26 protein-coding genes are annotated in these 26,840 nt (G+C 59.9%); 12 read left to right on the top strand and 14 right to left on the bottom strand.

What is annotated here, in order from left to right:
• Positions 1–14: 14 nt before the first annotated feature.
• The 10 genes from ACZRJ6_RS06195 to pqqE all read left to right on the top strand — a co-directional run bounded on the left by ACZRJ6_RS06195 (position 15) and on the right by pqqE (position 9,909).
• Positions 15–887, top strand: a complete 873-nt coding sequence (locus ACZRJ6_RS06195; protein ID WP_463967879.1) for a LysR family transcriptional regulator — start codon at positions 15–17, stop codon at positions 885–887.
• A gap of 61 nt (positions 888–948) precedes the next feature.
• On the top strand, positions 949–1,410 hold the full coding sequence (locus ACZRJ6_RS06200; protein WP_149413468.1) for an Lrp/AsnC family transcriptional regulator: 462 nt from the start codon (positions 949–951) through the stop codon (positions 1,408–1,410).
• A gap of 147 nt (positions 1,411–1,557) precedes the next feature.
• On the top strand, positions 1,558–3,249 hold the full coding sequence (locus ACZRJ6_RS06205) for a flavin monoamine oxidase family protein (RefSeq protein WP_463967878.1): 1,692 nt from the start codon (positions 1,558–1,560) through the stop codon (positions 3,247–3,249).
• Positions 3,250–3,260: 11 nt separating this feature from the next.
• Complete coding sequence (locus ACZRJ6_RS06210; RefSeq protein ID WP_463967877.1) at positions 3,261–4,055, top strand: carbon-nitrogen hydrolase family protein; 795 nt, start codon at positions 3,261–3,263, stop codon at positions 4,053–4,055.
• Positions 4,056–4,105: 50 nt separating this feature from the next.
• On the top strand, positions 4,106–6,520 hold the full coding sequence (pqqF, locus tag ACZRJ6_RS06215) for a pyrroloquinoline quinone biosynthesis protein PqqF (protein ID WP_463967876.1): 2,415 nt from the start codon (positions 4,106–4,108) through the stop codon (positions 6,518–6,520).
• A gap of 160 nt (positions 6,521–6,680) precedes the next feature.
• The gene (pqqA, locus tag ACZRJ6_RS06220) at positions 6,681–6,755 is read left to right on the top strand and encodes a pyrroloquinoline quinone precursor peptide PqqA (RefSeq protein WP_003194766.1); all 75 of its coding nucleotides are present in this window, start codon (positions 6,681–6,683) and stop codon (positions 6,753–6,755) included.
• Positions 6,756–6,830: 75 nt separating this feature from the next.
• Positions 6,831–7,742, top strand: coding sequence for a pyrroloquinoline quinone biosynthesis protein PqqB (gene pqqB, locus ACZRJ6_RS06225; RefSeq protein WP_463967875.1), 912 nt, complete (start codon positions 6,831–6,833; stop codon positions 7,740–7,742).
• Between the two features lie 10 nt (positions 7,743–7,752).
• The gene (gene pqqC, locus ACZRJ6_RS06230) at positions 7,753–8,505 is read left to right on the top strand and encodes a pyrroloquinoline-quinone synthase PqqC (RefSeq protein ID WP_133102296.1); all 753 of its coding nucleotides are present in this window, start codon (positions 7,753–7,755) and stop codon (positions 8,503–8,505) included.
• On the top strand, positions 8,502–8,777 hold the full coding sequence (pqqD, locus tag ACZRJ6_RS06235; RefSeq protein ID WP_463967874.1) for a pyrroloquinoline quinone biosynthesis peptide chaperone PqqD: 276 nt from the start codon (positions 8,502–8,504) through the stop codon (positions 8,775–8,777). Before pqqC ends, pqqD begins: the two co-directional genes overlap by 4 nt.
• Positions 8,770–9,909, top strand: coding sequence for a pyrroloquinoline quinone biosynthesis protein PqqE (gene pqqE / locus ACZRJ6_RS06240; RefSeq protein ID WP_371923846.1), 1,140 nt, complete (start codon positions 8,770–8,772; stop codon positions 9,907–9,909). The genes pqqD and pqqE overlap by 8 nt, the downstream gene beginning before the upstream one ends.
• Positions 9,910–9,917: 8 nt before the next feature.
• On the opposite strand, the gene ACZRJ6_RS06245 is transcribed toward pqqE, so the two are convergent.
• The 4 genes from ACZRJ6_RS06245 to ACZRJ6_RS06260 all read right to left on the bottom strand — a co-directional run bounded on the left by ACZRJ6_RS06245 (position 9,918) and on the right by ACZRJ6_RS06260 (position 12,370).
• The gene (locus ACZRJ6_RS06245) at positions 9,918–10,076 is read right to left on the bottom strand and encodes a YqaE/Pmp3 family membrane protein (RefSeq protein ID WP_003211049.1); all 159 of its coding nucleotides are present in this window, start codon (positions 10,074–10,076) and stop codon (positions 9,918–9,920) included.
• A gap of 109 nt (positions 10,077–10,185) precedes the next feature.
• Entirely contained in the window at positions 10,186–10,506 is a 321-nt protein-coding gene (locus ACZRJ6_RS06250) for a helix-turn-helix domain-containing protein (protein ID WP_133102299.1), read from the bottom strand.
• Positions 10,490–10,855, bottom strand: a complete 366-nt coding sequence (locus ACZRJ6_RS06255) for a type II toxin-antitoxin system RelE/ParE family toxin (protein WP_463967936.1) — start codon at positions 10,853–10,855, stop codon at positions 10,490–10,492. Before ACZRJ6_RS06255 ends, ACZRJ6_RS06250 begins: the two co-directional genes overlap by 17 nt.
• 234 nt (positions 10,856–11,089) lie before the next feature.
• Complete coding sequence (locus tag ACZRJ6_RS06260; RefSeq protein WP_463967873.1) at positions 11,090–12,370, bottom strand: aspartate aminotransferase family protein; 1,281 nt, start codon at positions 12,368–12,370, stop codon at positions 11,090–11,092.
• A 208-nt stretch (positions 12,371–12,578) separates the two neighbouring features.
• Here ACZRJ6_RS06260 and ACZRJ6_RS06265 point away from each other — a divergent pair, with 208 nt between their 5' ends.
• Positions 12,579–13,499 (top strand): LysR family transcriptional regulator, encoded by a 921-nt coding sequence (locus tag ACZRJ6_RS06265; RefSeq protein ID WP_463967872.1) that lies wholly within the window; start codon positions 12,579–12,581, stop codon positions 13,497–13,499.
• Positions 13,500–13,726: 227 nt separating this feature from the next.
• Here ACZRJ6_RS06265 and ACZRJ6_RS06270 read toward each other — a convergent pair whose 3' ends face one another.
• From ACZRJ6_RS06270 to bioB, 10 genes are all read right to left on the bottom strand, one after another.
• Positions 13,727–15,505, bottom strand: coding sequence for an acyl-CoA dehydrogenase C-terminal domain-containing protein (locus ACZRJ6_RS06270; protein WP_463967871.1), 1,779 nt, complete (start codon positions 15,503–15,505; stop codon positions 13,727–13,729).
• A gap of 127 nt (positions 15,506–15,632) precedes the next feature.
• A complete protein-coding gene (locus tag ACZRJ6_RS06275; protein WP_463967870.1) occupies positions 15,633–17,417 on the bottom strand; it encodes an acyl-CoA dehydrogenase C-terminal domain-containing protein in 1,785 nt (594 codons plus the stop codon).
• Positions 17,418–17,507: 90 nt separating this feature from the next.
• On the bottom strand, positions 17,508–18,797 hold the full coding sequence (locus ACZRJ6_RS06280; protein ID WP_463967869.1) for a GGDEF domain-containing protein: 1,290 nt from the start codon (positions 18,795–18,797) through the stop codon (positions 17,508–17,510).
• Positions 18,798–19,003: 206 nt separating this feature from the next.
• A complete protein-coding gene (locus tag ACZRJ6_RS06285; RefSeq protein ID WP_463967868.1) occupies positions 19,004–20,809 on the bottom strand; it encodes a phenylacyl-CoA dehydrogenase in 1,806 nt (601 codons plus the stop codon).
• A 273-nt stretch (positions 20,810–21,082) separates the two neighbouring features.
• Entirely contained in the window at positions 21,083–21,355 is a 273-nt protein-coding gene (locus ACZRJ6_RS06290; RefSeq protein WP_133102307.1) for a pyrroloquinoline quinone biosynthesis protein PqqE, read from the bottom strand.
• A 106-nt stretch (positions 21,356–21,461) separates the two neighbouring features.
• Positions 21,462–22,142, bottom strand: coding sequence for a dethiobiotin synthase (gene bioD, locus ACZRJ6_RS06295; RefSeq protein ID WP_463967867.1), 681 nt, complete (start codon positions 22,140–22,142; stop codon positions 21,462–21,464).
• Entirely contained in the window at positions 22,139–22,966 is an 828-nt protein-coding gene (gene bioC / locus ACZRJ6_RS06300; RefSeq protein ID WP_463967866.1) for a malonyl-ACP O-methyltransferase BioC, read from the bottom strand. The genes bioD and bioC overlap by 4 nt, the downstream gene beginning before the upstream one ends.
• A complete protein-coding gene (locus tag ACZRJ6_RS06305; protein WP_463967865.1) occupies positions 22,959–23,690 on the bottom strand; it encodes an alpha/beta fold hydrolase in 732 nt (243 codons plus the stop codon). The genes bioC and ACZRJ6_RS06305 overlap by 8 nt, the downstream gene beginning before the upstream one ends.
• The gene (bioF, locus tag ACZRJ6_RS06310; RefSeq protein ID WP_463967864.1) at positions 23,683–24,861 is read right to left on the bottom strand and encodes an 8-amino-7-oxononanoate synthase; all 1,179 of its coding nucleotides are present in this window, start codon (positions 24,859–24,861) and stop codon (positions 23,683–23,685) included. Before bioF ends, ACZRJ6_RS06305 begins: the two co-directional genes overlap by 8 nt.
• A 67-nt stretch (positions 24,862–24,928) precedes the next feature.
• Positions 24,929–25,984 (bottom strand): biotin synthase BioB, encoded by a 1,056-nt coding sequence (gene bioB / locus ACZRJ6_RS06315; protein WP_463967863.1) that lies wholly within the window; start codon positions 25,982–25,984, stop codon positions 24,929–24,931.
• A 92-nt stretch (positions 25,985–26,076) separates the two neighbouring features.
• Between bioB and ACZRJ6_RS06320 the strand changes: the two genes are divergently transcribed.
• Complete coding sequence (locus ACZRJ6_RS06320; protein WP_463967862.1) at positions 26,077–26,820, top strand: double zinc ribbon domain-containing protein; 744 nt, start codon at positions 26,077–26,079, stop codon at positions 26,818–26,820.
• Positions 26,821–26,840 lie beyond the last annotated feature (20 nt).

Below are 26,840 nucleotides of genomic sequence, written 5' to 3' on the forward strand. Positions count from 1 at the left end.
CAATCGAGAAGCCGATGCTGCGGGAACTGAAAACCTTTATCGCCGTTACCCGCCATGGCACGTTCGCGGCCGCCGGCATGCATATCGGGCTGACGCAGTCGGCCGTCAGTGCCCAGATCCGCCAGTTGGAACAGGTGCTCGGCGTGCAGTTGTTCGACCGCACCGGGCGCCAGGCCAGCCTCAATGCAGCGGGCATCCGGGCCTTGCCGTTAGCCAGGGAAATTCTGGAGACGTTCAATCGCATGGCGGTGCCGGTGGATGCCAACGAGTATCGCGGCGAGTTGAAAGTCGGCGCCATCACCACTGCGCAGACTGGCCTGTTGCCGCAAGCCTTGGTCCGCTTGCGCCAAGCTGCGCCGACGGTGGAGTGCAAATTGGTACCTGGCGTGTCCCTGGAGTTGCTCAGCCGGGTGGACGCTGGGGAGCTGGACTCGGCGATCATCATTCGTCCGCCCTTTGACCTGCCCAAGGAGTTACACGTCCAGGTGCTGCGCAAAGAGCCGTTTGTGTTGATCGTCCCCAACGACGTGAAAGGCGACGATCCGCTTCAACTGCTCAACACTCACCCACACGTAAGGTATGACCGCGCTTCATTTGGCGGCCGGCTGGTCAGCCGCTTTCTGCGCGAGCAAAAGCTGGAGGTGCAAGTAGCGCTGGAGCTGGATGAACTGGAAGCCATCGTCAAAATGGTCGAGTGCGGCTTGGGCATCTCGCTGATCCCCCACGCGGGACTATGGCTGGACCGCACGCCACAGGTACGCGTCATCCCCTTGGGCGACCTGATATTTCACCGTGAAATCATCCTGCTGAGCCGCTACAGCCAACGCAATCTGCCGGTACCTCAGCTGTTTGCCCGGTGCCTGATGGCAGACGCCGACGTGACATGAGCCTTCAATGTGCATGAGCCTGTAACATGCCCACCCATTGCTTCCCGCGTCGGAGAACACCTTGCCCGCCACTCGCCCTCCCGTCCTCGATGAAATCGATCGCCAGTTGATCGCCGCCTTGCAGATCAACGCCCGCGAAAGCGTGGCCATGCTCGCTCGACAACTGGGCATCGCCCGCACCACGGTCACCTCGCGCCTGGCACGCCTGGAAAAAACCCAGGTGATTACCGGCTATGGCGTGCGCCTGGGGCAACGGGTAGTGGACGGCGGCCTGCAGGCCTATGTGGGCATTACTGTGCAACCGCGCTCCGGCAAGGAAGTGCTGCGCAGGATCAGCGCCATGGCGCAGGTTCAGCAACTGTGTGCCGTCAGCGGCGAGTTCGATTACGTGGCCTGGCTGCGCACTGATTCGCCGGAACAGCTTGATCAACTCCTGGACCAGATCGGTAGTGTCGACGGAGTGGAAAAGACCACCACATCGATCATTCTCAGCAATAAACTGGATCGCGGGCAGCCAACCTGACCATCAACCTCGTCACTCTGACTAAAAACAATCCAATACGACGACACTTTGCGTCTTATTAACGAGCGCTACGCTCCCTAGAATGGCTGCCATCTTTTCCTATACTCAACGGGTCGTGCCCCGTTCGAGTCGCCAGCAAGGTCAGCCATGAACGATTCCCAGAAGAACAATCGCCACCCTGCAAATGGTAAAAAACCCATCACTATCTTCGGGCCGGACTTTCCGTTCGCCTTCGATGACTGGATCGAACACCCGGCTGGCCTTGGCAGCATCCCGGCCGCCAACCACGGCGCCGAAGTGGCAATCGTCGGCGCCGGCATTGCCGGGCTGGTGGCCGCCTATGAGCTGATGAAGCTGGGCCTCAAGCCGGTGGTGTACGAAGCCTCGAAAATGGGTGGGCGCCTGCGCTCCCAAGCCTTTGAAGGCGCCGAAGGCATCATCGCCGAACTGGGCGGCATGCGTTTCCCGGTGTCTTCCACCGCGTTCTATCACTATGTGGACAAGCTGGGCCTTGAGACCAAGCCCTTCCCCAACCCGCTGACGCCGGCCTCCGGCAGCACCGTGATCGACCTGGAAGGCCAGACCCACTACGCACAAAAACTCTCCGACCTTCCTGCACTGTTCCAGGAAGTGGCTGAGGCCTGGGCTGATGCCCTGGAAGCTGGCTCACAGTTCGGCGATATCCAGCAAGCCATCCGCGACCGCGATGTGCCGCGCCTCAAAGAGCTGTGGAACACGTTGGTGCCGCTGTGGGACGACCGCACATTCTACGAGTTCGTCGCCACTTCCAAGGCGTTCGCCAAGTTGTCGTTCCATCACCGCGAAGTGTTCGGCCAGGTCGGCTTCGGCACCGGCGGCTGGGATTCGGACTTCCCCAACTCGATGCTGGAAATCTTCCGCGTGGTGATGACCAACTGCGACGATCACCAGCACCTGGTGGTAGGCGGCGTCGCGCAAGTGCCCATGGGCATCTGGCGCCATGTGCCGGAGCGCTGCGCCCACTGGCCGGAAGGTACCAGCCTCAGTTCCCTGCACAACGGCGCAGCGCGCACCGGTGTGAAACGCATTGCCCACGCAGCCAACGGCCGCTTTGCCGTCACCGATAACTGGGGCGACACCCGGGAGTACGCGGCGGTGTTGACCACCTGCCAAAGCTGGCTGCTGACTACCCAGATCGAATGCGATGAAACCCTGTTCTCGCAAAAGATGTGGATGGCCCTGGACCGCACTCGCTACATGCAGTCGTCGAAAACCTTCGTGATGGTCGACCGGCCGTTCTGGAAGGACAAGGACCCGCAAACCGGTCGCGACCTGATGAGCATGACCTTGACCGACCGCCTGACCCGCGGCACCTACCTTTTCGACAACGGTGACGACAAGCCAGGGGTGATTTGCCTGTCCTACTCATGGATGAGCGACGCCCTGAAAATGTTGCCGCAGCCCATCGAAAAACGCGTGAAGCTGGCCCTCGATGCACTGAAAAAAATCTACCCGAAAGTCGATATCGCGGCGCGCATCATCGGCGACCCAATCACCGTTTCCTGGGAAGCCGACCCGCATTTCCTTGGCGCGTTCAAAGGTGCGCTGCCAGGCCACTATCGCTATAACCAGCGGATGTACGCGCACTTCATGCAAAAGGACATGCCTGCCGAACAGCGAGGGATTTTCATCGCCGGGGATGACGTATCCTGGACTCCCGCCTGGGTCGAAGGCGCGGTACAGACTTCGCTGAACGCGGTGTGGGGCATCATGACCCACTTCGGCGGCAGCACCCACGCACAGAACCCGGGGCCGGGCGACGTGTTCGACGAAATCGGGCCAATCGCACTGCCCGAGTGAGGAGCACCACCATGCGTGTCGCCCTGTATCAATGCCCGCCGCTGCCACTGGACGTCGCCGGCAATCTCAAGCGCCTGCATCAAGTGGCGCTGGAAGCCACAGGCGCTGACCTGCTGGTGCTGCCGGAAATGTTTCTCAGCGGCTACAACATCGGTGTCGAAGCGGTAGGTGCCCTGGCCGAATCCCAGGATGGCGAATCGGCACAAGCCATCGCCAACCTGGCGAAAATCTGTGGCCTGGCGATTCTCTACGGCTACCCGGAACGGGCTGACGACGGGCAGATCTACAACGCTGTGCAGTTGATTGACGCCAACGGCCAGCGCCTGTGCAATTACCGCAAGACCCACCTGTTCGGTGACCTCGACCACTCGATGTTCAGCGCCGGGGACGATGACTTTCCCATCGTGGAGTTGAACGGCTGGAAGCTGGGTTTTCTGATTTGCTACGACCTGGAGTTCCCGGAAAACGCACGACGCCTGGCCCTCGCCGGTGCCGAGCTGATTCTGGTGCCCACCGCCAACATGGTGCCCTACGACTTCATCGCCGACGTCACCGTGCGCGCTCGCGCCTTTGAAAACCAATGTTACGTGGCTTACGCCAATTACTGCCGGCATGAGGAAGACATTCAGTACTGCGGGCAAAGCAGCATCGCCGCACCGGACGGCCAGCGAGTGGCCCAGGCCGGCCTCGACGAAGCCTTGATCATCGGCACCCTGGACCGGCAGTTGATGCGGGATTCACAAGCGGCCAATCGCTACCTGCTGGATCGGCGCCCCGAGCTTTACAGCACGCTGAACAAGCGCTGACCCGCCATCTTTGCGCTAGCATAAGCACTTCCTACGCTTCGGAAGTGCTCATGCCTGCGCCGACCCACCCTCATCACCTTCAACTGACCCTGGCCAATGGCTTGCGGGTTTCCCTGCGTCATGCGCCGCGTTTAAAGCGCTGTGCGGCAGCCCTGCGGGTTGCTGCCGGCAGTCATGACGTGCCTTTGGCCTGGCCGGGGCTTGCGCACTTTCTTGAGCACCTGTTGTTTCTCGGTACCCAGCGTTTTCCCGCAAACGAAGGGCTGATGACCTACGTGCAACGCCACGGCGGCCAGCTCAACGCAAGTACCCGTGAGCGCACTACCGACTTTTTCTTTGAAGTGCCTGCGCAGGCCTTCGCCGATGCGCTGGAGCGCCTTGGCGATATGCTGGCTCATCCGCGCCTGGCCATGGACGACCAACGGCGCGAGCGTGAAGTGCTGCATGCGGAGTTCATCGCTTGGTCTCGGGATGCCACGTCGCAGCAGCAACTGACCTTGCTGGGCGGCATTGCAACGGATCATCCGTTGCGGGCCTTCCATGCGGGTAATCGCTATAGCTTGCCGGTACCGCGTGAGGGTTTTCAGCAGGCGCTGCATGAATTCTACGAAAGCTTTTATCAGGCTGGGCAAATGACCTTAAGCCTCGCCGGGCCGCAGTCGCTGGCGGAACTGCAAGCGCTGGCGCAGGGGTTCAGCACCCAACTCAAACCAGGATTGGCGCGACCACAAAGTGCGCCACCGGCATTGATGACAGGCCATGAGCGCACCTATCTACACCAGGCCAATGACCATCTGCATCAGGTCATTGCTTGCGAAGGGCCCCGCGAAGCGTTGGACTTCCTCTGCACCTGGCTAAACGCCTCGGCCCCGGGTGGACTGCTCGCCGAACTCCAGGCGCGGCAACTGATCAGCGCCCTGCACGCCGCCCCGCTGTATCAGTTCAACGGGCAGGCGCTACTGGATATCGACTTCACCCTGAGTGCCGAAGGGGCGCAACAGACGGGACAAATTGAGGAAGTACTCCGGGATTGGCTGAGCTTTTTCGCCCGCAGTGACTGGTCGCCGTTGCACGAAGAATACGCTTTGCTGATCGCCCGGCAACAGCAAATCAGCGGTGCCCTGGCGCTGGTCCGCCAAGACAGCGAAGGCCTGGAACCGGGCCTGTCCGAACAAGGCGCCGTTGCACTCAAGTCGCTGCTGGACTCACTGCAGCTGGAGCCGAGCCGGCACGCATGGCTGCTCCCGCCGAGCAACCCGTTCCTGCGCCCGGTGGCCAAAGCTGAACAGCCGGGACTGATTCGTGGCCAAACCAGCGCCCATCGTGGCTTGCGCACCTTTGCCCAGGATCGCTCACGGGGTCGGCGGGATCTGTCGGCACTGGCTTTCAGCCAGGCCTTGGCGGACGACAGCAGCGAAGGCGCTCTTTACCTGCGCTGGCGCCTGGATTCACCGCTGCGGGCCAGCCTTTTCCCTCGCCTGGAAAGCAGTCTGCTCACGGTACGGGAAAACGCCCGCCAGGCCGGTGTCGAAGTGACCTTCGAGGCAGTGGGCAATGACTGGCTACTGAAGCTGATCGGTCTTCACGAACCAATGCCGGCAGTGCTGGAGCAGCTGTCGCGGGCTCTGACACAGCCTGATGAACGTGCCTGGAAGATGGCACTGCACACCCCGGCCCCCTTGATTGCGATCAGGCAGTTACTCAAGGTGTTTACCCATGCAGCTGCAGCATCGCTTCCTGTGAGCTTCACAGACCTGCAAAGCCTGTGGTCAACGGCCACCTGGGATGGCCTCGGGACCGGCATTTGCGAGGTCGGCCAGACAGCGATCAAAAGTGTGGCCAGCCGCCTGCCAGGACAGCCCGCAAGCATTGCCCAGCAAGCCGAGTCGATCGCCGGCCAGTACTGCTGGCAGACAGTCGCTACCGACTCCAGCGAAGCCGCCTTGCTGCTGTTCTGCCCGACACCCACGCAATCCCTGGCCGATGAAGCCAACTGGCGCCTGCTGGCGCACTTGGCGCAGGCGCCGTTCTACCAGCGCCTGCGGGTCGAACTGCAACTGGGCTACGCGGTATTCAGCGGCATCCGACAAATCAACGGGCAAACCGGTCTGTTATTTGGCGTGCAATCCCCCAGCGTTTGCGTGAAAGAAATACTCGACCATATCCAGACGTTTCTAACGCAACTGCCCACTTGGATCGATGAAAGTGATGATCAAGTGCCGCAGGTCCTCGCCAGCCAATTTTCCCCGCAAGCATTGCCCACAACCCAGGCGGGCGAACTACTCTGGCAAGCTCACTTGGCAGGCCACCCGTCGGATTACCTGGAGCAATTACACGCTTGCATCCAGACGCGTACGAAACAGGATCTGTTGGACGCTACCCGACAACTGAATCAGGCCACAGGTGGCTGGCACTGCCTGTCCAGCAGGCCCTGCCCCTGTGAGCCCTGGCAGCCAACGCAATGATCATTACCAACCCTGCAATGAGCTTTCTCCGGCAAACCGGGGCGAGGACGATGAAAAATTGAGTAACATAGCCACCTAAGCATCTGAACATCTCCGCCTGGAGGTGGACTATATGTATAACTTAGTAGTAATCGTCCCATCCATTCGTAGGAGTATGAACATGACTTGGTCCAAACCTGCTTACACTGATCTGCGTATAGGCTTTGAAGTCACCATGTACTTCGCAAGCCGTTAATACCTTTGTATCGCAGCGCAACGCCTCGGTTCGCCGGGGCGTTTTTATTTTTGAGTCTTGTGTGATGGAGCTGTCATGTTTGTCCAGATTCTAGGTTCCGCCGCTGGCGGTGGTTTCCCGCAGTGGAATTGCAACTGCGTGAACTGCGCGGGCTTTCGTGATGGCAGCCTGCGGGCCCAAGCGCGCACACAATCGTCCATCGCAATTTCCGATGACGGCGTGAACTGGGTGCTGTGCAACGCCTCGCCGGACATCCGCGCCCAGCTGCAGGGCTTTGCCCCAATGCAGCCCGGCCGCGCCCTGCGTGATACCGGCATCAGCGCAATCATCCTGATGGACAGCCAGATCGACCATACCACCGGCCTGCTCAGCCTGCGGGAAGGTTGCCCGCATCAGGTCTGGTGCACCGATATGGTCCATGAGGACCTGAGCACCGGTTTCCCGCTGTTCACCATGCTGACTCACTGGAACGGTGGCCTTAACTGGAACCGTATCGAACTGGACGCCAGCTTTACGATCCCCGCCTGCCCCAACCTGCGTTTCACCCCACTGCCGCTGCGCAGCGCTGCGCCGCCCTATTCTCCCCATCGTTTCGACCCGCACCCTGGTGACAACATCGGTTTGATCGTCGAAGACCTGCGCACGGGCGGCAAGCTGTTCTATGCGCCCGGCCTGGGCAAAGTAGATGCACCACTGCTGGAGATCATGGCCGCCAGCGACTGCCTGCTGGTGGACGGCACGATGTGGGATGACGACGAAATGCAGCGACGTGGCGTCGGCACGCGCACCGGCCGCGAGATGGGCCACCTGGCGCAGAACGGCCCCGGCGGCATGCTGCAAGTGCTGGAGCAGTTGCCCAAGCAGCGCAAGGTACTTATCCACATCAACAATACCAACCCGATTCTTGATGAAGATTCGCCTGAGCGGGCCGAGTTGGTAAGGCGCAATGTCGAAGTGGCTTACGACGGCATGAGCATTGAATTGTAGGAGCGACCCAATGACCAATACACCGCTAACCACAGCCGAATTTGAACAGGCCCTGCGGGCCAAGGGCGCCTTCTACCACATCTACCACCCCTACCACGTGGCGATGTACGAAGGCCGGGCCACCCGCGAGCAGATCCAGGGCTGGGTCGCCAATCGCTTCTATTATCAGGTCAACATTCCCCTCAAGGACGCCGCGATCCTGGCCAATTGCCCGGACCGGGAAATCCGCCGCGAATGGATTCAGCGCCTGCTGGACCACGACGGCGCCCCCGGCGAAGACGGCGGCATCGAAGCCTGGCTGCGCCTGGGCCAGGCTGTTGGCCTGGACCCGGACCAACTGCGCTCCCAGGAACTGGTGCTGCCCGGCGTGCGCTTTGCCGTCGACGCCTACGTCAACTTCGCCCGCCGTGCCAGTTGGCAGGAAGCCGCCAGTAGTTCTCTGACCGAGCTGTTCGCCCCGCAAATCCACCAGTCGCGCCTCGACAGCTGGCCTCAGCATTACCCGTGGATCGATCCTGCTGGCTACGAATATTTCCGCACGCGTTTGGGCCAGGCCCGGCGTGATGTAGAGCACGGTTTGGCCATCACGTTGCAGCACTACACCACCCGCGACGGCCAGGAGCGCATGCTGGAAATTCTCCAGTTCAAACTGGACATCCTTTGGAGCATGCTCGATGCCATGAGCATGGCCTATGAACTGAACCGTGCGCCTTATCACAGCGTGACCGAGCAACGGGTCTGGCATAAGGGAATCGCACTATGAGTTTCGACCTCAGCAAAAAACCGGCATGGCGCACCGGTTACCGCTTCCAGTACGAACCCGCGCAAAAGGGCCATGTGCTGCTGTATCCCGAAGGCATGATCAAGCTCAATGACAGCGCAGCGCTGATCGGCGGTTTGATCGACGGTGAGCGGGATGTGGCCGCGATCATCAAGGCGCTGGACGCTCAGTTTCCCGGCGTGCCTGAACTCGCTAAAGACATCGAACAATTCATGGAGGTCGCCCGTGCAGAGCACTGGATCGAACTTGCCTGATCTGCCGCCCAAGCCTGAGATCGGCCTGCCACTCTGGCTGCTGGCTGAGCTGACTTATCGCTGCCCGTTGCAATGCCCGTACTGCTCCAATCCGCTTGATTTCGCCGAGCAGGGCAAGGAACTGAGCACCGAACAGTGGATCAAGGTGTTTCGCGAAGCCCGAGAAATGGGCGCCGCACAACTGGGGTTTTCCGGCGGTGAGCCTCTGGTGCGCCAGGACCTTGCCGAACTAATCAGCGAGGCGCGCAAACTGGGGTTCTACACCAACCTCATCACCTCCGGCATCGGCCTGACCGAGCAGAAGATCAGCGACTTCAAGAAAGCAGGACTGGACCATATCCAGATCAGCTTCCAGGCCAGCGATGAACAGGTGAACAACCTGCTGGCCGGCTCAAAAAAGGCCTTTGCGCAAAAACTGGAAATGGCCCGTGCAGTGAAAGCCCATGGCTACCCGATGGTGCTGAACTTCGTCACCCATCGCCACAACATCGACAAGATCGACCGCATCATCGAGCTTTGCATCGCTTTGGAGGCCGACTTTGTCGAACTGGCCACGTGCCAGTTTTATGGCTGGGCCCAACTCAATCGCGTCGGGTTGTTACCGACCCAGGAGCAACTGACGCGCGCCGAGCGCATCACCAACGAATACCGTGCCAAGCTGGAAGCCGAAGGGCATCCGTGCAAGCTGATCTTCGTTACTCCGGATTATTACGAGGAACGGCCAAAGGCCTGTATGAACGGCTGGGGCAGTATTTTTCTGACGGTGACGCCGGACGGAACCGCCTTGCCTTGCCATGGCGCCCGGCAGATGCCGGTGCAGTTTCCCAACGTGCGCGACCACAGCATGCAGCACATCTGGTACGACTCGTTCGGTTTCAACCGCTTTCGCGGTTATGACTGGATGCCCGAGCCGTGCCGATCATGCGACGAGAAGGAAAAGGACTTCGGTGGCTGTCGCTGCCAGGCGTTCATGCTGACAGGGGATGCAAGCAACGCCGACCCAGTGTGCAGCAAGTCCGAGCACCACGGCATGATCCTTCAGGCCCGCGAGGAAGCCGAACACGCCACCCAGACGATCGAACAGTTGGCCTTTCGCAATGAGCGAAACTCACGGCTGATTGCGAAAGGCTGAGTGAGGCTTCAGCGTTTGGCGATGATGTACACCGCATGCACGATGCCCGGGATGTAGCCGCACAAGGTCAGCAGGATATTCAGCCAGAACGCGCCAGCGAAACCCACTTGCAGGAACACACCCAGTGGTGGCAACAGAATGGCGATGATGATACGAATAATATCCATGGGCTCAACTCCGGAAAATCGGCTCGTGTGAACCGTACAGCTAATCGACCCTGGGCGTTCGTGAGGGTTCAGTGGGGGCCGGCACTGAGCCATCTCACTCAGGCTCATCTCACGCCAAAATTTCCAGTCCATGCTTTTGTACAATGCTCAGCAACTTGAGCGCCATACCACTAGGCTGCTTCTCGCCCGACTCCCACTGTTTGACGGTGGAGGCGCTGGTGTTCAAGTAACGGGCAAACACCGGTTGGCTGACGTGGCTGCGTTCGCGGATCTGCTTGATTTGCTCAGCCGGGATTTGCGCCGGGACAGGTGCAAGGCATGCCTCATCAAATTGACGAAGCGTGGTCTTGCTGATGGCACCTATTGAATACAGTGCGCTGGCTGACTCGTGAATCGACTCAAGCGCTTCACTTTCAAACTTTTTGGTCATGATGTATCTCCACAAACTCCCTGAGATCCAGTAACTGCTGGACCTGTGCATCGTTTAAACCTTCATAAACCTTTGCCAGCGCCCTGAACCCAGTCAGTTCCTTTTGACTGATGTTGCTTTGATCCTGCTTGGCAAACAGAAATTGATAAACCCAGTAGTGCCTGCCCTTGGCCAAGACAATGGAGCGATGGTGGTTCTGGTTGAGACGCTTTTTCCAAACCCCTCCTCCCAGATTGTCCGCTTGGCCATTGAGCATTTCGCTAAAGGCTTCTCTCAACTCTGAATCGCAAATCCAGGCCCTACCGGCCGATGCGGCAAAGTGCCTAGTCTTGAATAGCCTCAGTCTCATGGACATCCCTTTCCATAAACATACCACCGAGTGGTACATATTAAAAATAGAACACGCAAAAAACTTTGCGCCCTATCGGCAGTCCTTGCCGACGCCCGCTAAAAAGCCATTGTTTTCTCCAATGCTCAAGCACACGTTTCAATTTGAAAATCGCCGAGACAAAAAAAAGCCCCCAGCCAAAAAAATCAGGCCGGAGGCGCCGCGTATACCGCGAGACGGTTCAGAAATTCGGGATTACACGGCGATGCCCCGGCTGCATTGCAGTTGTGCGGTGCGCACGCGGGCGAAGGCGCGGGCCAGGCGCAGGAGCATTTCGTCGATGTTGCCCTGGCTGACGGTCAGCGCCGGGGTGAAGCGCAGGCAGTCAGATTGCGGGGCGTTGAGGATCAAGCCTTCGTACAGCGCAGCCTTTACCACGGCGTCTGCCGAATCATCCGACAAGCTCATCCCCCAGAGCAGGCCTTGGCCGCGCAGTTCTCCCTGGCCGTAGCGATGGGCCAGGCGGGCGAGGCCTTCGCCAAGGTAGTGGCCGGTTTCACGCACGTGTTCAAGAAAGCCACTGTCCAGCACGGTGTCGAGAACGGCGACCCCGGCAGCAGCCATCAGGGCATTGCCGTGGTGGGTGCCTTCCAGTTCACCGATGTCGAAACAGCAGGCCTTGCCCCGGGACAGTAAAGCAGCCAAAGGCACACCGCCGCCCAAGCCTTTGCCGAGGGTGATGATGTCGGCGCGCACGCCGTAGCGTTGTTCAGCGAGCAAGGTGCCGCAGCGGCCGATACCGGTCTGCACTTCGTCAAGAATTAGCAGTATCCCCAGTTCCCGGCATAGCCGCTCAACACCCTTGAGGTAATGTTCGGTCGCCGGGATAACGCCGGCCTCGCCCTGGATCGGCTCCAGCATGATCGCCACGGTTTGCGCATCTACCGCCGCATGCAACGCTGGCAAATCGTTGAACGGTACGTGGCTGAAGCCGGGCAACTGCGGTTCGAAACGGTTTTCACGGGCGTCAGCCGACGCCGACATCGCGGCAAAACTGCGACCGTGGCAACCGTTGCTGGCAGTGATGATGCGGTAGGCTCCACCACGATGCAGCTGGCCCCATTTGCGCGCCAGCTTGATCGCCGCTTCGCAGGCTTCCGCGCCACTGTTGAGCAGATAGGCCTGGTCGCTGCCGGTGCTGTGGCACAGGCGATCTGCGATGTTCAACTGGCCACGGTTGTGCAGCCCGCTGCCAGGGTTGATCAGCGCCTGAGCTTGATCGGCCAGGGCGTGGACCAGCACCGAGGGGCTGTGGCCGAGGCTGTTGGCCGCGCCGCCCTGGGTGAAGTCCAAATAGGCGCGATCGTTGCTGTCCCACAGCCATGAACCCTGGCCACGAACGAACACCTGAGGCGGGCGGGCAACGCTGGGCATCAGGCAATCGCTGGAAAGGTCATCGCGCAGCATCGGGGTTTTCAGGTCCAGTATCAGGTCATCAAGGCTGGGTGCAGGGCGGCGCAGGTTAAACAGGTTCATGAATGCAGCCTGCTGGCAACTGGACGTTGGTCGATACCACCCAACAAACTCCGCCCGATGTTTTTTGCCTTGCCTATGTAAACAGCTTCGCCGTAAACGGTATTCATCGCGCGCTCTGGCCCTGTAAGCCCTGTGAATAGGCGTAGACTAGGCGCCTTGGGGGCAGACAGCCATTTCGATTTTCCAGCTTTTTCGATAAGCATTACTTATGGATTTCAAGCAACTGCGTTACTTCGTCGCGGTGTACGAAGAAGGCCATGTAGGCCGTGCGGCGGAGCGCCTGTCGATCTCCCAGCCGGCGCTGTCGCAACAGATCCGCCAACTTGAACAGAACCTCGATGTGAGCCTGTTCGAACGCAGCAGCAAACGCCTGCTGCCAACCCTCGCCGCCCACACCTTGTACAACCATGCCCTGCCCTTGCTCGACGGCATGCAACAAGCGGTCGAGGCGCTGCGCCACTTCAAGGGTCAGGCCTTGCGCACACTGGCCATCGGCGTGCTACAAACCGTGCACACCAGCCTGGTGCCACGGATGCTGGAGCGAGTGCGCAAGGCCCAGCCGCATCTGGTGGTGCAAATCTACGAGTTGACCGGCCTTGAGATCGAGCGACGTCTGCTCAACGGTTCGCTGGATATTGGCATCAGTTACCTGCCGCCCCGCCAACCCGGCTTGCATGGCGTGCTGCTGTACGAAGATGAACTGAAGGTAGTGATCCCGGCCGACCACCCGCTGCGGGAATTCAAGAAGGTCTCCCTGAAGCAGGCAGCCGAATTGCCGATGTTGTTGCTGGGGGAGGAGTTCCAGGTGCGGCAGATCTGGCAGGCGCAACTGGCTAACCAGGGCCGTCGGCCGCAGGTGCAGGCGGAGTTGAATACGATGGTGGGTATTCTCGACAGCTTACCTCACACCAAACTGGCGACAGTGCTGCCCGGCCGCTCCCAGGACGAACACAGCAACCCTGCTTTGCTGTGGAAGCCATTGAGTGAACCACGGGTGACGCTGAAGGTAGGGTTGGTGTGCCGAGATGTGCAGCGTCAACAGGCGACGCTTGAGCTGTTGCGCACATTGCTGGAGGACGTGATGAATGGCCCGCACGGACCTTCGCGACCACTGGATGGCCAGGCCTGAACTTTTTCGCGGGCAAAAGAAAACCCCGCCGAAGCGGGGCTTTGCAGACTGTTTCCCTGACATCCATTTCACTCCGCCTTCCTGGCAGAATCCTGCGTGTCCGTGTTGTTGCTTTGCGCTTCCTGCGCGACGTCCATGTGAAGTAGATTAGCCGTGGATCCAATCTAGCGATAGAGGACGAATAGCAGTACGCCATGTAAGAGAATGCTTACACAGCATCACCTTGATCAGAACTGCGCTTCGTCCAGCAAAAACAGCGATTCACTGCCGGCCTTGACCGAAGCACTGAGAGACTTGATTCGCGGCAACAGGCGGGCGAAGTAAAAACGCGCCGTACCCAGTTTGCTGGCGTAGAAGTCTTCCTGTGCCTCCTTGCCCAACGCAGCCTTGGCCATCAGCGCCCACATGTAGGCGTACGCCATGTAACCGAATGCATGCAGATACTCCACCGACGCCGCGCCGATTTCATTCGGGTTGGACATGGCGCGGTCCAGCAACCAGTTAGTCAACTCATCGAGATCATCCACTGCTGCGTTCAGCGGCTTGGTGAACTCGGCCAGGTTGGTACTGGCGGTCGCGGTGAAATGGCGGATCTCGTCAGCAAACAAGGTGTAGAACGCGCCGCCGTTGCCGACGATCTTGCGCCCCACCAGGTCCAGGGCCTGAATGCCGTTGGCGCCTTCGTAGATCTGGGTGATGCGCACATCGCGCACCAGTTGCTCCTGGCCCCACTCGCGAATATAGCCGTGGCCGCCGAAGACCTGCTGGCCGTGGACGGTGGTTTCCAGGCCCAGGTCGGTCAGGAAGGCCTTGGACACCGGCGTCAGCAAGGCCACCAGATCGTCCGCGCGTTTGCGGGTGGCCGCATTCTCGCTGAACTTGGCTGTGTCCAGTTGCATCGCCACATAGGTAGAGAATGCACGGCCGCCTTCGTTTGAGGCTTTCATGGTCAGCAGCATCCGCCGCACATCGGGGTGGACGATGATTGGGTCGGCGATTTTATCCTGGGCCTTGGGGCCGGTAGGCGAGCGGCTTTGCACACGGTCGCGGGCGTATTCGATGGCGTTCTGGTAGGAGCGCTCGCCGGACGCCAGGCCTTGGATGCCGACCCCCAGGCGCTCGTAGTTCATCATGGTGAACATTGCCGCCAACCCGCGGTTCGGCTCGCCCACCAGGTAACCAACGGCTTCGTCGAAGTTCATTACACAGGTGGAGGACGCCTGGATGCCCATCTTGTGCTCGATGGAACCGCAGGTCACCGGATTGCGTGCGCCGAGACTGCCATCGGCATTAACCATGAACTTGGGCACAAGGAACAGTGAGATACCCTTGGGACCGGCTGGCGCGTCCGGTAGTTTGGCCAGCACCAGGTGGATGATGTTTTCGGTAAGGTCGTGTTCGCCACCGGTGATAAATATCTTGGTGCCACTGATTTTGTAGGACCCGTCCGCCTGAGGCTCGGCCTTGGTCCGAATAATCCCCAGGTCCGTCCCGGCGTGGGACTCGGTCAGGCACATGGAACCCGCCCACGCGCCGGAGTACATGTTCGGCAGATAGGTAGCTTTCAGTTCGTCACTGGCGTGAGTGTTGATCGACACGCACGCACCGGAAGTCAGCATCGGATACAAGCCGAACGCCAGCCCCGCTGAGTTGATCATTTCCTCGACCTGGGCCGAGACCACCTTGGGCATGCCCATGCCGCCGTAGGCCGGGTCGCCACCGACGCCAACCCATCCGCCTTCGGCATAGGCCTTGTAGGCTTCCTGGAAACCGGCGGGCGTGCTGACCACGCCATTGTCCCAGTGGCAACCTTCCTCGTCGCCGCCACGGCTCAGGGGCGCGATGGTTTTGGCGGTGACTTTACCGGCTTCCTCAAGAATCGCCTCAACGGTTTCTGCATCTACGGTGTCTGCCAGGGCCGGCAGCTGTGCCCACAGTTTGGCAACCTCGAAAACTTCGTTGAGGACGAAGCGCATATCGCGCAGCGGCGCTTTGTAGTCAGCCATGGCAAACCTCGTGAGAACTTTAAAGTGATTCGGTAGGGTCGTTTTTACAGACCCCGAGTGTACCCGAACAACTTTTGCGACACATAGGGTCTACTCATGACTATTAAGTATTTTTCGGTCACGAGCGCTATAACGCAAACAGCTCCGCCGGCAAACTCATCAAACACTCACTCCCCGCCTCCACGGCCGCCCGATGAGCGGTGGTGCGCGGCAGCAGGCGCTTGAAATAGAACTCGCAGGTCGCCAATTTGCCTCGGGCGTATTCGCTGTCACCGCTGCCATCGTCCAGTTGCGCCTGGGCCACAAGAGCCATGCGTAGCCACAGGTAGGCAAGGATGATGTAACCGCTGTACATCAAGTAATCCAGGGCCGCCGCACCGACTTCATCGGGGTTTTTCATGACGGCCATGCCGACCTTGACGGTCAACTCACCCCATTGCTGGTTCAGCTCATTGAGCTGCGCCACATGAGCCTTGAGCTGTGGATGCTCGGCGTTGGCGGCGCAGAACTTGTGGACGATTTTGGTAAAGCCCCGCAGCAGTTTGCCCTGGCTGCCCAATACCTTGCGCCCCAGCAAATCCAGGGCCTGGATGCCGTTGGTGCCTTCATAGATCGGTGCAATCCGACAATCACGCACCAGTTGCTCCATGCCCCATTCGCGAATAAATCCGTGGCCGCCAAACACCTGCATACCGTGATTGGTGACCTCCAGACCGGTTTCAGTCATGAACGCCTTGCAGATCGGCGTAAGGAAAGCCAACAAGTCTTCGGCTTCCTGGCGCTGAGTGGCATCGCGGCTCAAGTGCGCGGTGTCGAGCAACTGCGCGGTGAAGTAGGTCAACGCACGGTTGCCTTCGTTGAAGGCTTTCATGGTCAGCAGCATGCGCCGTACATCGGGGTGGACGATGATTGGGTCGGCGGCTTTTTCCGGGGCCTTGGCGCCGGTCAGCGAGCGCATCTGCAAGCGGTCGTTGGCGTACTTGATCGCGCCCTGGAAGCTTGCCTCGCCCAAACACAAGCCCTGCATGCCAGTGCCTAGGCGCGCGTGGTTCATCATGGTGAACATGCAGTTGAGGCCCTTGTTCGCCTCACCGATCAAAAAGCCCTGGGCGCCGTCGAAGTTCAGCACGCAGGTGGCCGAAGCCTTGATGCCCATCTTGTGTTCAATGGAGCCGCAGCTCACGCCGTTGCGTTCACCTGAATCGGGCAAGAATTTAGGCACGATAAACAGCGAAATACCCTTGGTGCCAGCGGGAGCATCTGGCAGTTTAGCCAGCACCAGGTGGATGATGTTTTCACTCATGTCGTGCTCGCCGGCCGAAATGAATATCTTGCTGCCGGTGACCGCGTAGCTGCCTTCGGCCTGGGGCACGGCGCGAGTCTTGATGATCCCCAGGTCGGTACCGCAATGGGCTTCGGTCAGGCACATCGTGCCGGTCCACTGGCCAGCAGTGAGTTTGCTCAGATACGTGTCTTTCTGTTCCTCGGTGCCGTGGGCGCGGATCGCCGACATCGCGCCGTGGGTCAAGCCGGGGTACATGCCCCACGAAGTGTTGCTTGAGCCGATCATCTCGCTGAGCACCAGGCCCAGGGACAACGGCAAGCCTTGGCCACCGTAGGCCGGGTCCGATGCGACGCCGTGCCAGCCACCTTCCACGTATTGGGCGAATGCCTCTTTGAAGCCTTTGGGCGTCGTCACCACGCCATTGTCGAAATGGCAGCCTTCTTCATCACCCGAACGATTCAATGGTGCCAGGACGTTTTCGCAGAACTTCGCGCCTTCTTCAAGGATTGCGCTGACCATGTCCGGACTGGCGTCAGTGGCGCCCAGTTCGGCGTAGTGGCCGTGGAAGTCAAAGACGTGATCGATCAGAAAGCGCATGTCGCGCAGGGGAGCTTTATAGTCAGGCATGGTGATGTCTCCGGCGGCAGATGGCTTCACGCTACTGCCGCCCGCTGCCTCGAACAATCACTGTAGAGCCGCTGAATACACCACCATCACTCAACCGGCAGCGCTGCCCATGCGCACTGCGCCCCGGCGGTTCTGCCCCGCCGCCACCACGCAGTTGCGCCCGGCGCCCTTGGCGTTGTACAGCGCCTGGTCGGCGGACTTGAGCACCTCTTCCGGGGTGCGTTGCTCGGCCTGGCGCTCGGCTACACCGATACTCAGTGTCACCGAGACGCTGGTGGCACAGCTGCCCGCCCGACGCTGCCGGCCTTGATGGTTGTCTTGAGGCCTGTCGGGATTACGTAATCTGATGTTGTAGTTGGCGATAATCTGGCGGATCTCCTCCAGATGCGGCAGGCATTCATCCAGGGTCTTGCCGGCGAACACCACGGCAAACTCTTCGCCGCCATAACGATAAGCGCGGCCGCCGCCGCTGACCTTGGACAGCTTGCTGGCGACCAGCCGCAGCACCTGGTCGCCCACGTCATGGCCGTGGGTGTCGTTAAAGCGCTTGAAGTGATCGACGTCGCCCATCGCCAGTACATAGCTGCGCCCCAGCCGCTGCATGCGCTCGTTTAGGGCGCGGCGGCCTGGCAGGCCAGTCAGCTCATCGCGGAAGGCCATTTGATAGGCCTCGTGGGAGACACCCGCGGCGATCATCAGCATCACCTGGCTGCACATGATGTTCAGGGTAAACGGCAGGATGAAGGTCTGGGGCAACATCCAAAACAGCCCCAGCAACCCTACCAATTGCGCGGCGTGCAATGGCCGTGGCTGACGCCAGTACTGCACCCCCAACAGGATGAATGTGAGAAAAAACATTGGGTAAGACAGCTGGATCAAACTCAGCCATGTGCCATGCAACGCCGGCCAGCGAATCTCCGCCAGCCAGTTCAATAAAGGCTGCGGATAACTTTGCTCAAGGCCCAGCGCAACGCTGCCAATGGCCAGCAGCACCGCACAGCGCGCGACAAAGTCGCGAAACAAGTGGGTCCTCTCCTGCCACAGTGCATAGATGCCAAACAAAAGTGGCAACAGCAGGCAGCACAAATGAAACACCACAGCGGCGTCATCGCGGACCCAGCCATTATCGCGGTAGAAATCAGTCTGGGTGTCCAGCAGGAAATAGGCGATGTACACCGTGATCATCAGGAACAGCTCGCGCTGACGACGGTACACCGCGCAATACGCACCGCCGAGCAGCAACACCAGCGTCGGCAGGACGTTGAACAGAGAGGTGAAGAAGACGTTGAGATCCTTGACGTACGCAGCCGACAACCCCGCCAGCAATAACAGCAGCGACGGTAGGAAATGACTGAAACGTACAGCAGACGCGCGCGGCAAGGGTAAAGCTCCGACCCACAATGAAAGATGGCACAGCGCCTTCACTTGAACACAGTTAAGCACAATCAATGTGACCTATATCACATTGCCATCACTGTAACGGCAGCAAGCCATAATCCCTGAGCGCGCAACTCCGGTTTTTTATCGCTCAAAAAAAAGCCGCCGCTCCCGAAAGAGTGGCGGCTTCGCAGTGAACCCGATAAGGCTTAGTAGCCCAGGTCGAAGTTCTCTTCTTTCATGTCCATCAGGTTGTTGGCGCCCGACAGCATGGTGGCCACGTGAGTGCGGGTACGCGGCAGGATACGCTGGAAGTAGAAGCGCGCAGTCTGCAGCTTGGCGGTGTAGAAGCCTTCTTCGCTGGTGCCGGCAGCCAGTTTCTCGGCAGCCAGGCGCGCCATGTCGGCCCAGAAGTAAGCCAGGCAGGCGTAACCGGAGTACATCAGGTAGTCCACCGACGCGGCACCGACTTCTTCACGGTCCTTCATGGCCGCCATGCCGACCTTCATGGTCAACTCGCCCCATTCCTTGTTCAGTGCCGCCAGCGGCGTCACGAATTCCTGGACGGCTGCGTTGCCTTCGTTGGCCTGGCAGAACTTGTGGACGATCTTGGTGAAACACTTGAGCGCTTCGCCTTGAGTCATCAACACTTTACGGCCGAGCAAGTCCAGAGCCTGGATACCGGTGGTGCCTTCGTACAGCATCGAGATACGGCTATCGCGAACGTTCTGCTCCATGCCCCACTCGGCGATAAAGCCGTGGCCACCGTAGATTTGTACGCCGTGGTTGGCGGATTCAAAACCGACTTCGGTCATGAACGCCTTGGCAATCGGGGTCATGAAGGCCAGCAGTGCGTCAGCCTGTTTCTTGACTTCGTCGTCGATGCTGTACTTGACCACATCAACCTGTTTGGCGGTGAAGTAGACCATCGCACGGTTGCCTTCGGCGAACGCTTTCATGGTCAACAGCATGCGGCGTACATCGGGGTGGACGATGATCGGGTCGGCGGCCTTGTCCGGCGCTTTCGGGCCAGTCAGGGAACGCATTTGCAGGCGATCACGGGCGTATTTCAGACCACCCTGGAAACCGATTTCGGCGTGGGACAGGCCTTGCAGCGCGGTGCCCAGACGAGCGGTGTTCATAAAGGTGAACATGCAGTTCAGGCCTTTGTTCGCCGGGCCAATCAGGAAACCGGTGGCCGCGTCGAAGTTCATCACGCAGGTGGCATTACCGTGGATGCCCATTTTGTGCTCCAGGGAGCCACAGGACACAGCGTTGCGCTCACCGAGCGAACCATCGGCGTTCGGCATGAACTTTGGAACGATAAACAGCGAAATGCCTTTGGTGCCAGCCGGTGCGTCCGGCAGGCGGGCCAGCACGATATGGACGATGTTGTCGGCCATGTCGTGTTCACCGGCCGAGATGAAGATTTTGGTACCGGAAACTTTGTAGGAGCCGTCGGCCTGAGGTTCGGCCTTGGTGCGCAACATGCCCAGGTCGGTACCGCAATGTGGCTCGGTCAGGCACATAGTGCCGGTCCATTCACCCGACACCAGCTTGGTCAGATAAGCGTCTTGCTGCTCGGCAGTGCCGTGCTCGGAAATGGTGTTCATCGCGCCATGTGACAAGCCTGGGTACATGCCCCACGACCAGTTGGCTTCGCCGACCATCTCGCTCACTGCCAGGCCCAGGGACTCCGGCAGGCCTTGGCCGCCGTGTGCCACGTCATGGGCCAGGCTTGGCCAGCCGCCTTCGACGAATTGCTTGTAGGCTTCTTTGAAACCAGTAGGGGTTTTAACGCCTGACTCGCTCCAGGTGCATCCTTCGATGTCACCTACGCGGTTCAACGGAGCCAGCACTTGCTCACAAAACTTGGCGCCTTCTTCGAGAATGGCGTCAACCATGTCCGGGGTAGCGTCCTGGCAAGCCGGCAGACTCTGATAGTGCGCTTCGTAGCCGAGCAGTTCGTCACGAACGAAGCGAATATCACGCAAGGGGGCCTTGTAGTCAGGCATAGCGATAAACCTCTGCTGATGAATCTAGGATGAACAACCGCGTGGATTTGTTGTAGCGGTCAAACAGTTGTTTGAAACATACGTTTACGACCTATCCTTGTCAAGCGTCCCGCAAATACCGTTTGTCCTGACGTGGGTCAACTGCAGGCACGGCGAGGCCTGCAGCAAAATGCCGCATGAAGTTTCAAAGTTTTAGAAAGTCAGAAAGGGGACGCAAGGCAAACGTGTGAGCTGGCTTGCCAGCTCACACAGGAAAGCCGGCATGCACTAAATTCAGGCGTAGGTATCGATCAACGTACCGAGCATTTCATCGGAAGCCTTGGCGATTTTCACGCCCAGCTCCACTTGGAATTTCCCCTCAGCCATCTCGACCATATTGCTCGCCGAATTCGAGGGATCTGCCGCCCGCAAACGGTCGTTTTGCGCGTCCGAAGGCTGGCTAGTGGCGGCACTGGCAATTTTGCCCGCGGCCTGGTCGACACGGTTCTGCCCGGACTGAATGCTGCTCAGCCCAGAGTAAAACGCGCTGCTTCCAGAGATTTCCATGGCGTAAACCTGCCTTTACAGAATCATGAACAGTTATTGAAGCAGACATCCTCAGGAAATGCCCGTCAAAAACACTAATGGCATAATGCCTTGGCTATAGGAAAAACTAGTCAAGCAGGTCCAATTGCAGGTACTCAGCAACGGCTTCAGCGCTGGGGTGCTTGAGTTTCGGCACCCTTCCCAGACATGGTGCGGGCAGTCGCTCGGCCAGCGTGGCGAGGTTTTCTTCCAGACGAGAGGTCTTGGGGTCGATGATATTGGCCACCCACCCCGCCAGCGGGAGGCCATCACGGGCGATGGCTTCAGCGGTCAGCAGCGCATGATTGATGCAGCCCAGACGCACACCCACCACCAGGATCACCGGTAGCTGCAATGCCTTCGCCAGATCCGACAGGTTGTCCTGATCCGCCAACGGCACCCGCCAACCGCCCGCCCCCTCTATCAAAGTGAAATCCGCCTGTTTGGCAAGAATCTGCTGCATGGGCGTTAACAAGGACTGCACGGTGAGCGCTACTGCAGCTTCCCGGGCCGCCAGATGCGGCGCGATGGCCGGCTCGAATGCCACCGGATTGACCTCGGCATAGGTCAATGGCAACGAACACTCGTCCAACAAGGCTAGCGCATCAGCATTGCGCAACCCCTTGGGCGTCACTTCACAGCCCGAGGCCACTGGCTTGCCAGCTGCGGTGCTCTTGCCCGCTTGCCGCGCCGCATGCAACAGGCCCGCGGCGATGGTGGTCTTGCCGACGTCGGTATCGGTACCGGTGATGAAATAGGCGGTGCTCATAGAGGCTTCTCCAGTACGGCATACACCACTTGATAGGTCGCCGGCAGCCCTTGGGCCTGGCGAAACTGCTCGTATGCCTCAACCAGTGCAACAATCCGTGCTCGGCCGGTAAGGCCACCGGGCCGCCCCGGATTAAGATTGTGCGCACCCAACGCTTTCAATTCATGGGTCAGGCTGCGCACATCCGGGTAGTGCAGCACATGGGGACGTTGCTCCAGGCTCACCACCCGCAACCCGCTGTTGTCGCACAGCTGTTGATAAGTACTGAACGGCCGGAAGCGATTAACGTGAACCAGGCCGTCCGCCGCCCGCCAGCTTTCCCGTAGTTCATCCAACGTACCGACGCACAGGCTGGCAAACGCCAGCACGCCACCGGGCTGCAACACTCGCTGGGCTTCGCTGAGCACCGCCGCGAAATCGGCGCACCATTGCACCGCAAGGCTGGAAAAAATCAGCCCGCAACTGCTGTCCTGCAACGGCAGGCGTTCGGCATCACCGGCGATGAAATGCTCGGCACCGCCCAAGGGCCGGGCGTGATTGAGCATCCCTTCGGCGATATCCAGCGCCAGGCCTTGGCTGCCGGCAAATGTAGCGTCCAGCGCACGACTGAAATAACCAGTGCCGCAGCCCAGGTCCAACCAGCGCTGGGGAGAAAACCCCTCGGGCAGACGCCGCAGCAGTTCGCCACCGACCGCACGCTGCAACTCGGCGACGCTGTCATAGCTGGCCGCCGCACGGGAAAAGGATGCTGCAACCTGACGCTTGTCGGGCAAGGTCCCGGGCACTGGAAAAGGGCGCAATAGAGGATGGGATAAATCAGTCATCACCGCACTCATGCAAAAAAACCTGGATCGCCCCGGCTACGCCATGGGGGTCCTCCAGAAGAAAGGCGTGGCCGGCCTGTTCAATCAGACCGATTTCAACATCCGGCAATAACTTCAACAGTTCACTGCCCGCCTCAGCGGGCACCAGGCCATCCAGTCCGGCAAACAAATGCAGTTGCGGACCGCGAAAGGCCTGCAAGGCGTCCCGAGTGTCCAACTGCGTCAACAACTCAAGGCCGGTCATCAGCACCTTGGACGGTGTATTCGGCGCACCGCTGACCAACAAGCGCGCCAGGCCCCGTGGATCTTGCGCGCCCTTGGCACAGAGCAGGCCGAAGCGTTTGAGGGTGACTTGGGAGTCGGCATGGCAACCGGCGAGGAAGGCGTCGAAGGTTTCTGCGGGCATTGCGCTCGGCCAACCGTCATGGGCGACGAAACATGGGTTGCTGGCCAAGGTCAGCAAACCGCAACAGCGGTCACCGCGACGGGCTGCCAGCTCCGAAGCAAGCATGCCACCCAGGGACCAACCGCCGAGCCAGGCGTTATCGGGCAGCGTCGCATCGAGTTCGTCGAGCCACTCGTCGAGGTCACTGGAGCACAGCTCCGGCAAGGGCTCGATATCGACCCGCAGGCGCTCGTCCAACCCTCGCAACGCGGCGGCCAAAGGTTCCAACGGCGACACGCCAAGGCCCCAGCCGGGCAGCAATATCAGTCGATCACGCATGGTCGGGCTCCTGGCCTAACAAGCGGAAACACTCTTCCAATGCGCTTAACAATAGCTGCACCTGCGTTTCACTGTGGGCCGCCGACAATGTCACCCGCAAACGGGCACTGCCGGCGGGCACGGTGGGCGGACGAATCGCAGTGACCATCAGCCCTCGCTCGCGCAGCATCTGTGACAAGCGCACCGCCCGGCCACTGTCGCCAATCATGATCGGCTGGATCGGCGTGAAGCTGTCCATCAGCTCCAGGCCGATTTGCTGGGCGCCCTGGCGAAACTGGCGGATCAGCGTATTCAGATGCTCGCGCCGCCAGTGTTCTGTGCGCAGCAACTCAAGGCTTTTCAGGGTGGCGCACGCCAGCGCTGGCGGCTGGCTGGTGGTGTAGATGTACGGCCGGGCGAACTGGATCAGGCTTTCGATCAACTCCTCGCTGCCGGCGACAAACGCGCCAGCCGTGCCGAACGCCTTGCCCAGGGTACCGACCAGCACCGGCACGTCTTCCTGGCTCAGGCCGAAATGCTCGACGATCCCGCCACCATTGGCGCCCAGCGGGCCGAAACCATGGGCGTCATCGACCATCAACCAAGCGCCTTTGGCCCGGGCTTCGAGGGCCAGCGCCGGCAGGTCGGCAAGGTCGCCGTCCATGCTGAACACGCCGTCGGTGACCACCAATATGTTGCCGGTGGCTTTCTCCAGGCGCTTGGCCAGGCTGACAGCGTCGTTGTGCAGATAACGATTGAAGCGCGCCCCGCTGAGCAAGCCGGCATCCAGTAAGGAGGCGTGGTTGAGGCGGTCTTCCAGAACCGTATCGCCCTGCCCGACCAATGCAGTAACCGCACCGAGGTTGGCCATGTAGCCGGTGGTAAACAGCAGCGCCCGAGGGCGACCGGTGAGGTCGGCCAGGGCTTCTTCCAGTTCATGGTGCGGCGTGCTGTGGCCAATCACCAGGTGGGATGCGCCACCGCCCACTCCCCAGCGGGACGCCCCGGCGCGCCAGGCTTCGATCACTTGCGGGTGATTGGCCAGGCCCAGGTAGTCGTTGTTGCAAAAGGCGAGCAAAGGCTGGCCGTCCACCACCACTTGCGGGCCTTGGGGGCTTTCCAGCAGTGGCCGTTGGCGATATAGGTGTTCGGCACGACGGGCAGCGAGACGCGCGGCGAGATCGAAAGACATGCAGGCCTCGGGGATATCAGAAATTGAATGTAGCCGCTGCCGCAGCGGCTACAGGGTGAAGCCAGGATCAAACCGCGGCGTTATAAAACTGCTCGCTGCTCTTCTGTTCCACCAGCGCCTGCTCGATGGCCGCCTGGTGTACCTCATCGGCATGCTCCTCGCGGGCTTCCGGCAAGATTCCCAGGCGCGAGAACAACTGCATGTCCTTGTCCGCCTGCGGGTTGGCGGTGGTTAGCAGTTTGTCGCCGTAGAAAATCGAGTTGGCGCCGGCAAAAAACGCCAGGGCCTGCATTTGCTCGTTCATCGCTTCCCGGCCAGCCGACAGGCGCACATGGGATTGCGGCATGAGAATGCGCGCCACCGCCAGCATGCGGATAAAGTCGAACGGGTCGATGTCCTCGGCGTTTTCCAAGGGCGTGCCAGCGACCTTGACCAGCATGTTGATCGGCACCGACTCCGGATGCTCCGGCAGGTTGGCCAGTTGAATCAACAGGTTGGCGCGATCATCGAGGGACTCGCCCATGCCGAGGATGCCGCCGGAGCAGATCTTCATCCCTGAATCACGCACGTAGGCCAGGGTTTGCAGGCGCTCACCGTAGGTGCGGGTGGTGATGATGGAGCCATAGAACTCCGGCGAGGTGTCGAGGTTATGGTTGTAATAATCCAGACCGGCCTGGGCCAGTGCTTCAGTCTGGCCCTGGTCGAGGCTGCCGAGGGTCATGCAGGTTTCCAGGCCCATGGCCTTGACGCCTTTGACCATCTGCAATACGTAGGGCATGTCCTTGGCCGACGGGTGTTTCCAGGCCGCGCCCATGCAGAAGCGGGTCGAGCCGATGGCTTTGGCGCGGGCGGCCTCTTCGAGGACCTTCTGCACTTCCATCAGTTTTTCTTTTTCCAGGCCAGTGTTGTAGTGGCCCGACTGCGGACAATATTTGCAATCTTCCGGGCAGGCGCCGGTCTTGATCGACAACAGGGTAGAAACCTGGACCCGATTGGCATCGAAATGCGCGCGGTGCACGGTCTGCGCCTGGAACAACAGGTCATTGAATGGCTGCACGAAAAGCGCTTTGACTTCGGCTAAAGACCAATCGTGACGCAGGTTGGCAGTGATGCTGGCGCTCATGGGCGATTCCTTGTTTATGCTTTGGCAAGCGCTGCGGGAAAAGTAATACCCACAGGCACGACACGGATGTTCGGCATATTTAAGGAAGAATCATGCACTGTCAACCTGGACTCAAACACGAAGTCTACATCTGGTCGAAAAACAACCAGATCTGTTTAATTTGCGATGAGGCCACTGATACGGCCCATTCGATCTGTAACTTCTGCGAAACCGAACTGCCGTGGCTGATGGATCATTGCGAAGTGTGCGCCCTGCCCCTGCCCCTGCCCATGGCGGGCCTGACCTGCGGCCAATGCCAAAGGCAGCTACCCGCGTTTAAACACGTAGCTACGCCCTTTACCTACAGCTTCCCGGTCGACACGCTGATCAGCCGCTTCAAGCACCAGGCCCGATGGCCGCTGGGCCATTTGCTGGCACACCTACTGGGACAATGCCTGCAAGATCGCTATGAAAACGCCGAGCTGACACGCCCTGACTGCCTGTTCCCGGTTCCCATGGCCCGCAGACGCCTACGGGAAAGGGGCTATAACCAGGCGACAATGCTCGCGCGATGGTTGAGCAAGGATTTGGACATTCCCTGCGATGAGCGGGTGTTACTACGCCCACATGAAACCGTGGCACAGCAAAACCTGGACGCAAAAAACCGCAAAAGCAATCTGCTCAAGGCATTTGCACTGGCACCCGGCGCTGCGGTCAAAGGCCTCCACCTGGCCCTGGTGGACGATGTACTGACCACCGGCGCCACCGCCAACAGCCTGGCCCGGCTGTTAATCGACGCTGGCGCGCGGCAGGTCGACGTGTACTGCCTGGCGCGTACGCCAAAACCTGGCACATGACTTGACGCCGACGCGCCCTG

Source organism: Pseudomonas sp. C321 (assembly GCF_055407105.1).

Excerpts from the sequence above, each read along its gene's own strand:
- ACZRJ6_RS06195 (WP_463967879.1), top strand. The coding sequence starts at position 15 with ATGCTGCGGGAACTGAAAACCTTTATCGCCGTTACCCGCCATGGCACG.
- ACZRJ6_RS06205 (WP_463967878.1), top strand. The coding sequence starts at position 1,558 with ATGAACGATTCCCAGAAGAACAATCGCCACCCTGCAAATGGTAAAAAA.
- ACZRJ6_RS06210 (WP_463967877.1), top strand. The coding sequence starts at position 3,261 with ATGCGTGTCGCCCTGTATCAATGCCCGCCGCTGCCACTGGACGTCGCC.
- pqqF (WP_463967876.1), top strand. The coding sequence starts at position 4,106 with ATGCCTGCGCCGACCCACCCTCATCACCTTCAACTGACCCTGGCCAAT.
- pqqB (WP_463967875.1), top strand. The coding sequence starts at position 6,831 with ATGTTTGTCCAGATTCTAGGTTCCGCCGCTGGCGGTGGTTTCCCGCAG.
- pqqC (WP_133102296.1), top strand. The coding sequence starts at position 7,753 with ATGACCAATACACCGCTAACCACAGCCGAATTTGAACAGGCCCTGCGG.
- pqqD (WP_463967874.1), top strand. The coding sequence starts at position 8,502 with ATGAGTTTCGACCTCAGCAAAAAACCGGCATGGCGCACCGGTTACCGC.
- ACZRJ6_RS06245 (WP_003211049.1), bottom strand. The coding sequence starts at position 10,076 with ATGGATATTATTCGTATCATCATCGCCATTCTGTTGCCACCACTGGGT.
- ACZRJ6_RS06250 (WP_133102299.1), bottom strand. The coding sequence starts at position 10,506 with ATGACCAAAAAGTTTGAAAGTGAAGCGCTTGAGTCGATTCACGAGTCA.
- ACZRJ6_RS06255 (WP_463967936.1), bottom strand. The coding sequence starts at position 10,855 with ATGAGACTGAGGCTATTCAAGACTAGGCACTTTGCCGCATCGGCCGGT.
- ACZRJ6_RS06260 (WP_463967873.1), bottom strand. The coding sequence starts at position 12,370 with ATGAACCTGTTTAACCTGCGCCGCCCTGCACCCAGCCTTGATGACCTG.
- ACZRJ6_RS06265 (WP_463967872.1), top strand. The coding sequence starts at position 12,579 with ATGGATTTCAAGCAACTGCGTTACTTCGTCGCGGTGTACGAAGAAGGC.
- ACZRJ6_RS06270 (WP_463967871.1), bottom strand. The coding sequence starts at position 15,505 with ATGGCTGACTACAAAGCGCCGCTGCGCGATATGCGCTTCGTCCTCAAC.
- ACZRJ6_RS06275 (WP_463967870.1), bottom strand. The coding sequence starts at position 17,417 with ATGCCTGACTATAAAGCTCCCCTGCGCGACATGCGCTTTCTGATCGAT.
- ACZRJ6_RS06285 (WP_463967868.1), bottom strand. The coding sequence starts at position 20,809 with ATGCCTGACTACAAGGCCCCCTTGCGTGATATTCGCTTCGTTCGTGAC.
- ACZRJ6_RS06290 (WP_133102307.1), bottom strand. The coding sequence starts at position 21,355 with ATGGAAATCTCTGGAAGCAGCGCGTTTTACTCTGGGCTGAGCAGCATT.
- bioD (WP_463967867.1), bottom strand. The coding sequence starts at position 22,142 with ATGAGCACCGCCTATTTCATCACCGGTACCGATACCGACGTCGGCAAG.
- bioC (WP_463967866.1), bottom strand. The coding sequence starts at position 22,966 with ATGACTGATTTATCCCATCCTCTATTGCGCCCTTTTCCAGTGCCCGGG.
- ACZRJ6_RS06305 (WP_463967865.1), bottom strand. The coding sequence starts at position 23,690 with ATGCGTGATCGACTGATATTGCTGCCCGGCTGGGGCCTTGGCGTGTCG.
- bioF (WP_463967864.1), bottom strand. The coding sequence starts at position 24,861 with ATGTCTTTCGATCTCGCCGCGCGTCTCGCTGCCCGTCGTGCCGAACAC.
- bioB (WP_463967863.1), bottom strand. The coding sequence starts at position 25,984 with ATGAGCGCCAGCATCACTGCCAACCTGCGTCACGATTGGTCTTTAGCC.
- ACZRJ6_RS06320 (WP_463967862.1), top strand. The coding sequence starts at position 26,077 with ATGCACTGTCAACCTGGACTCAAACACGAAGTCTACATCTGGTCGAAA.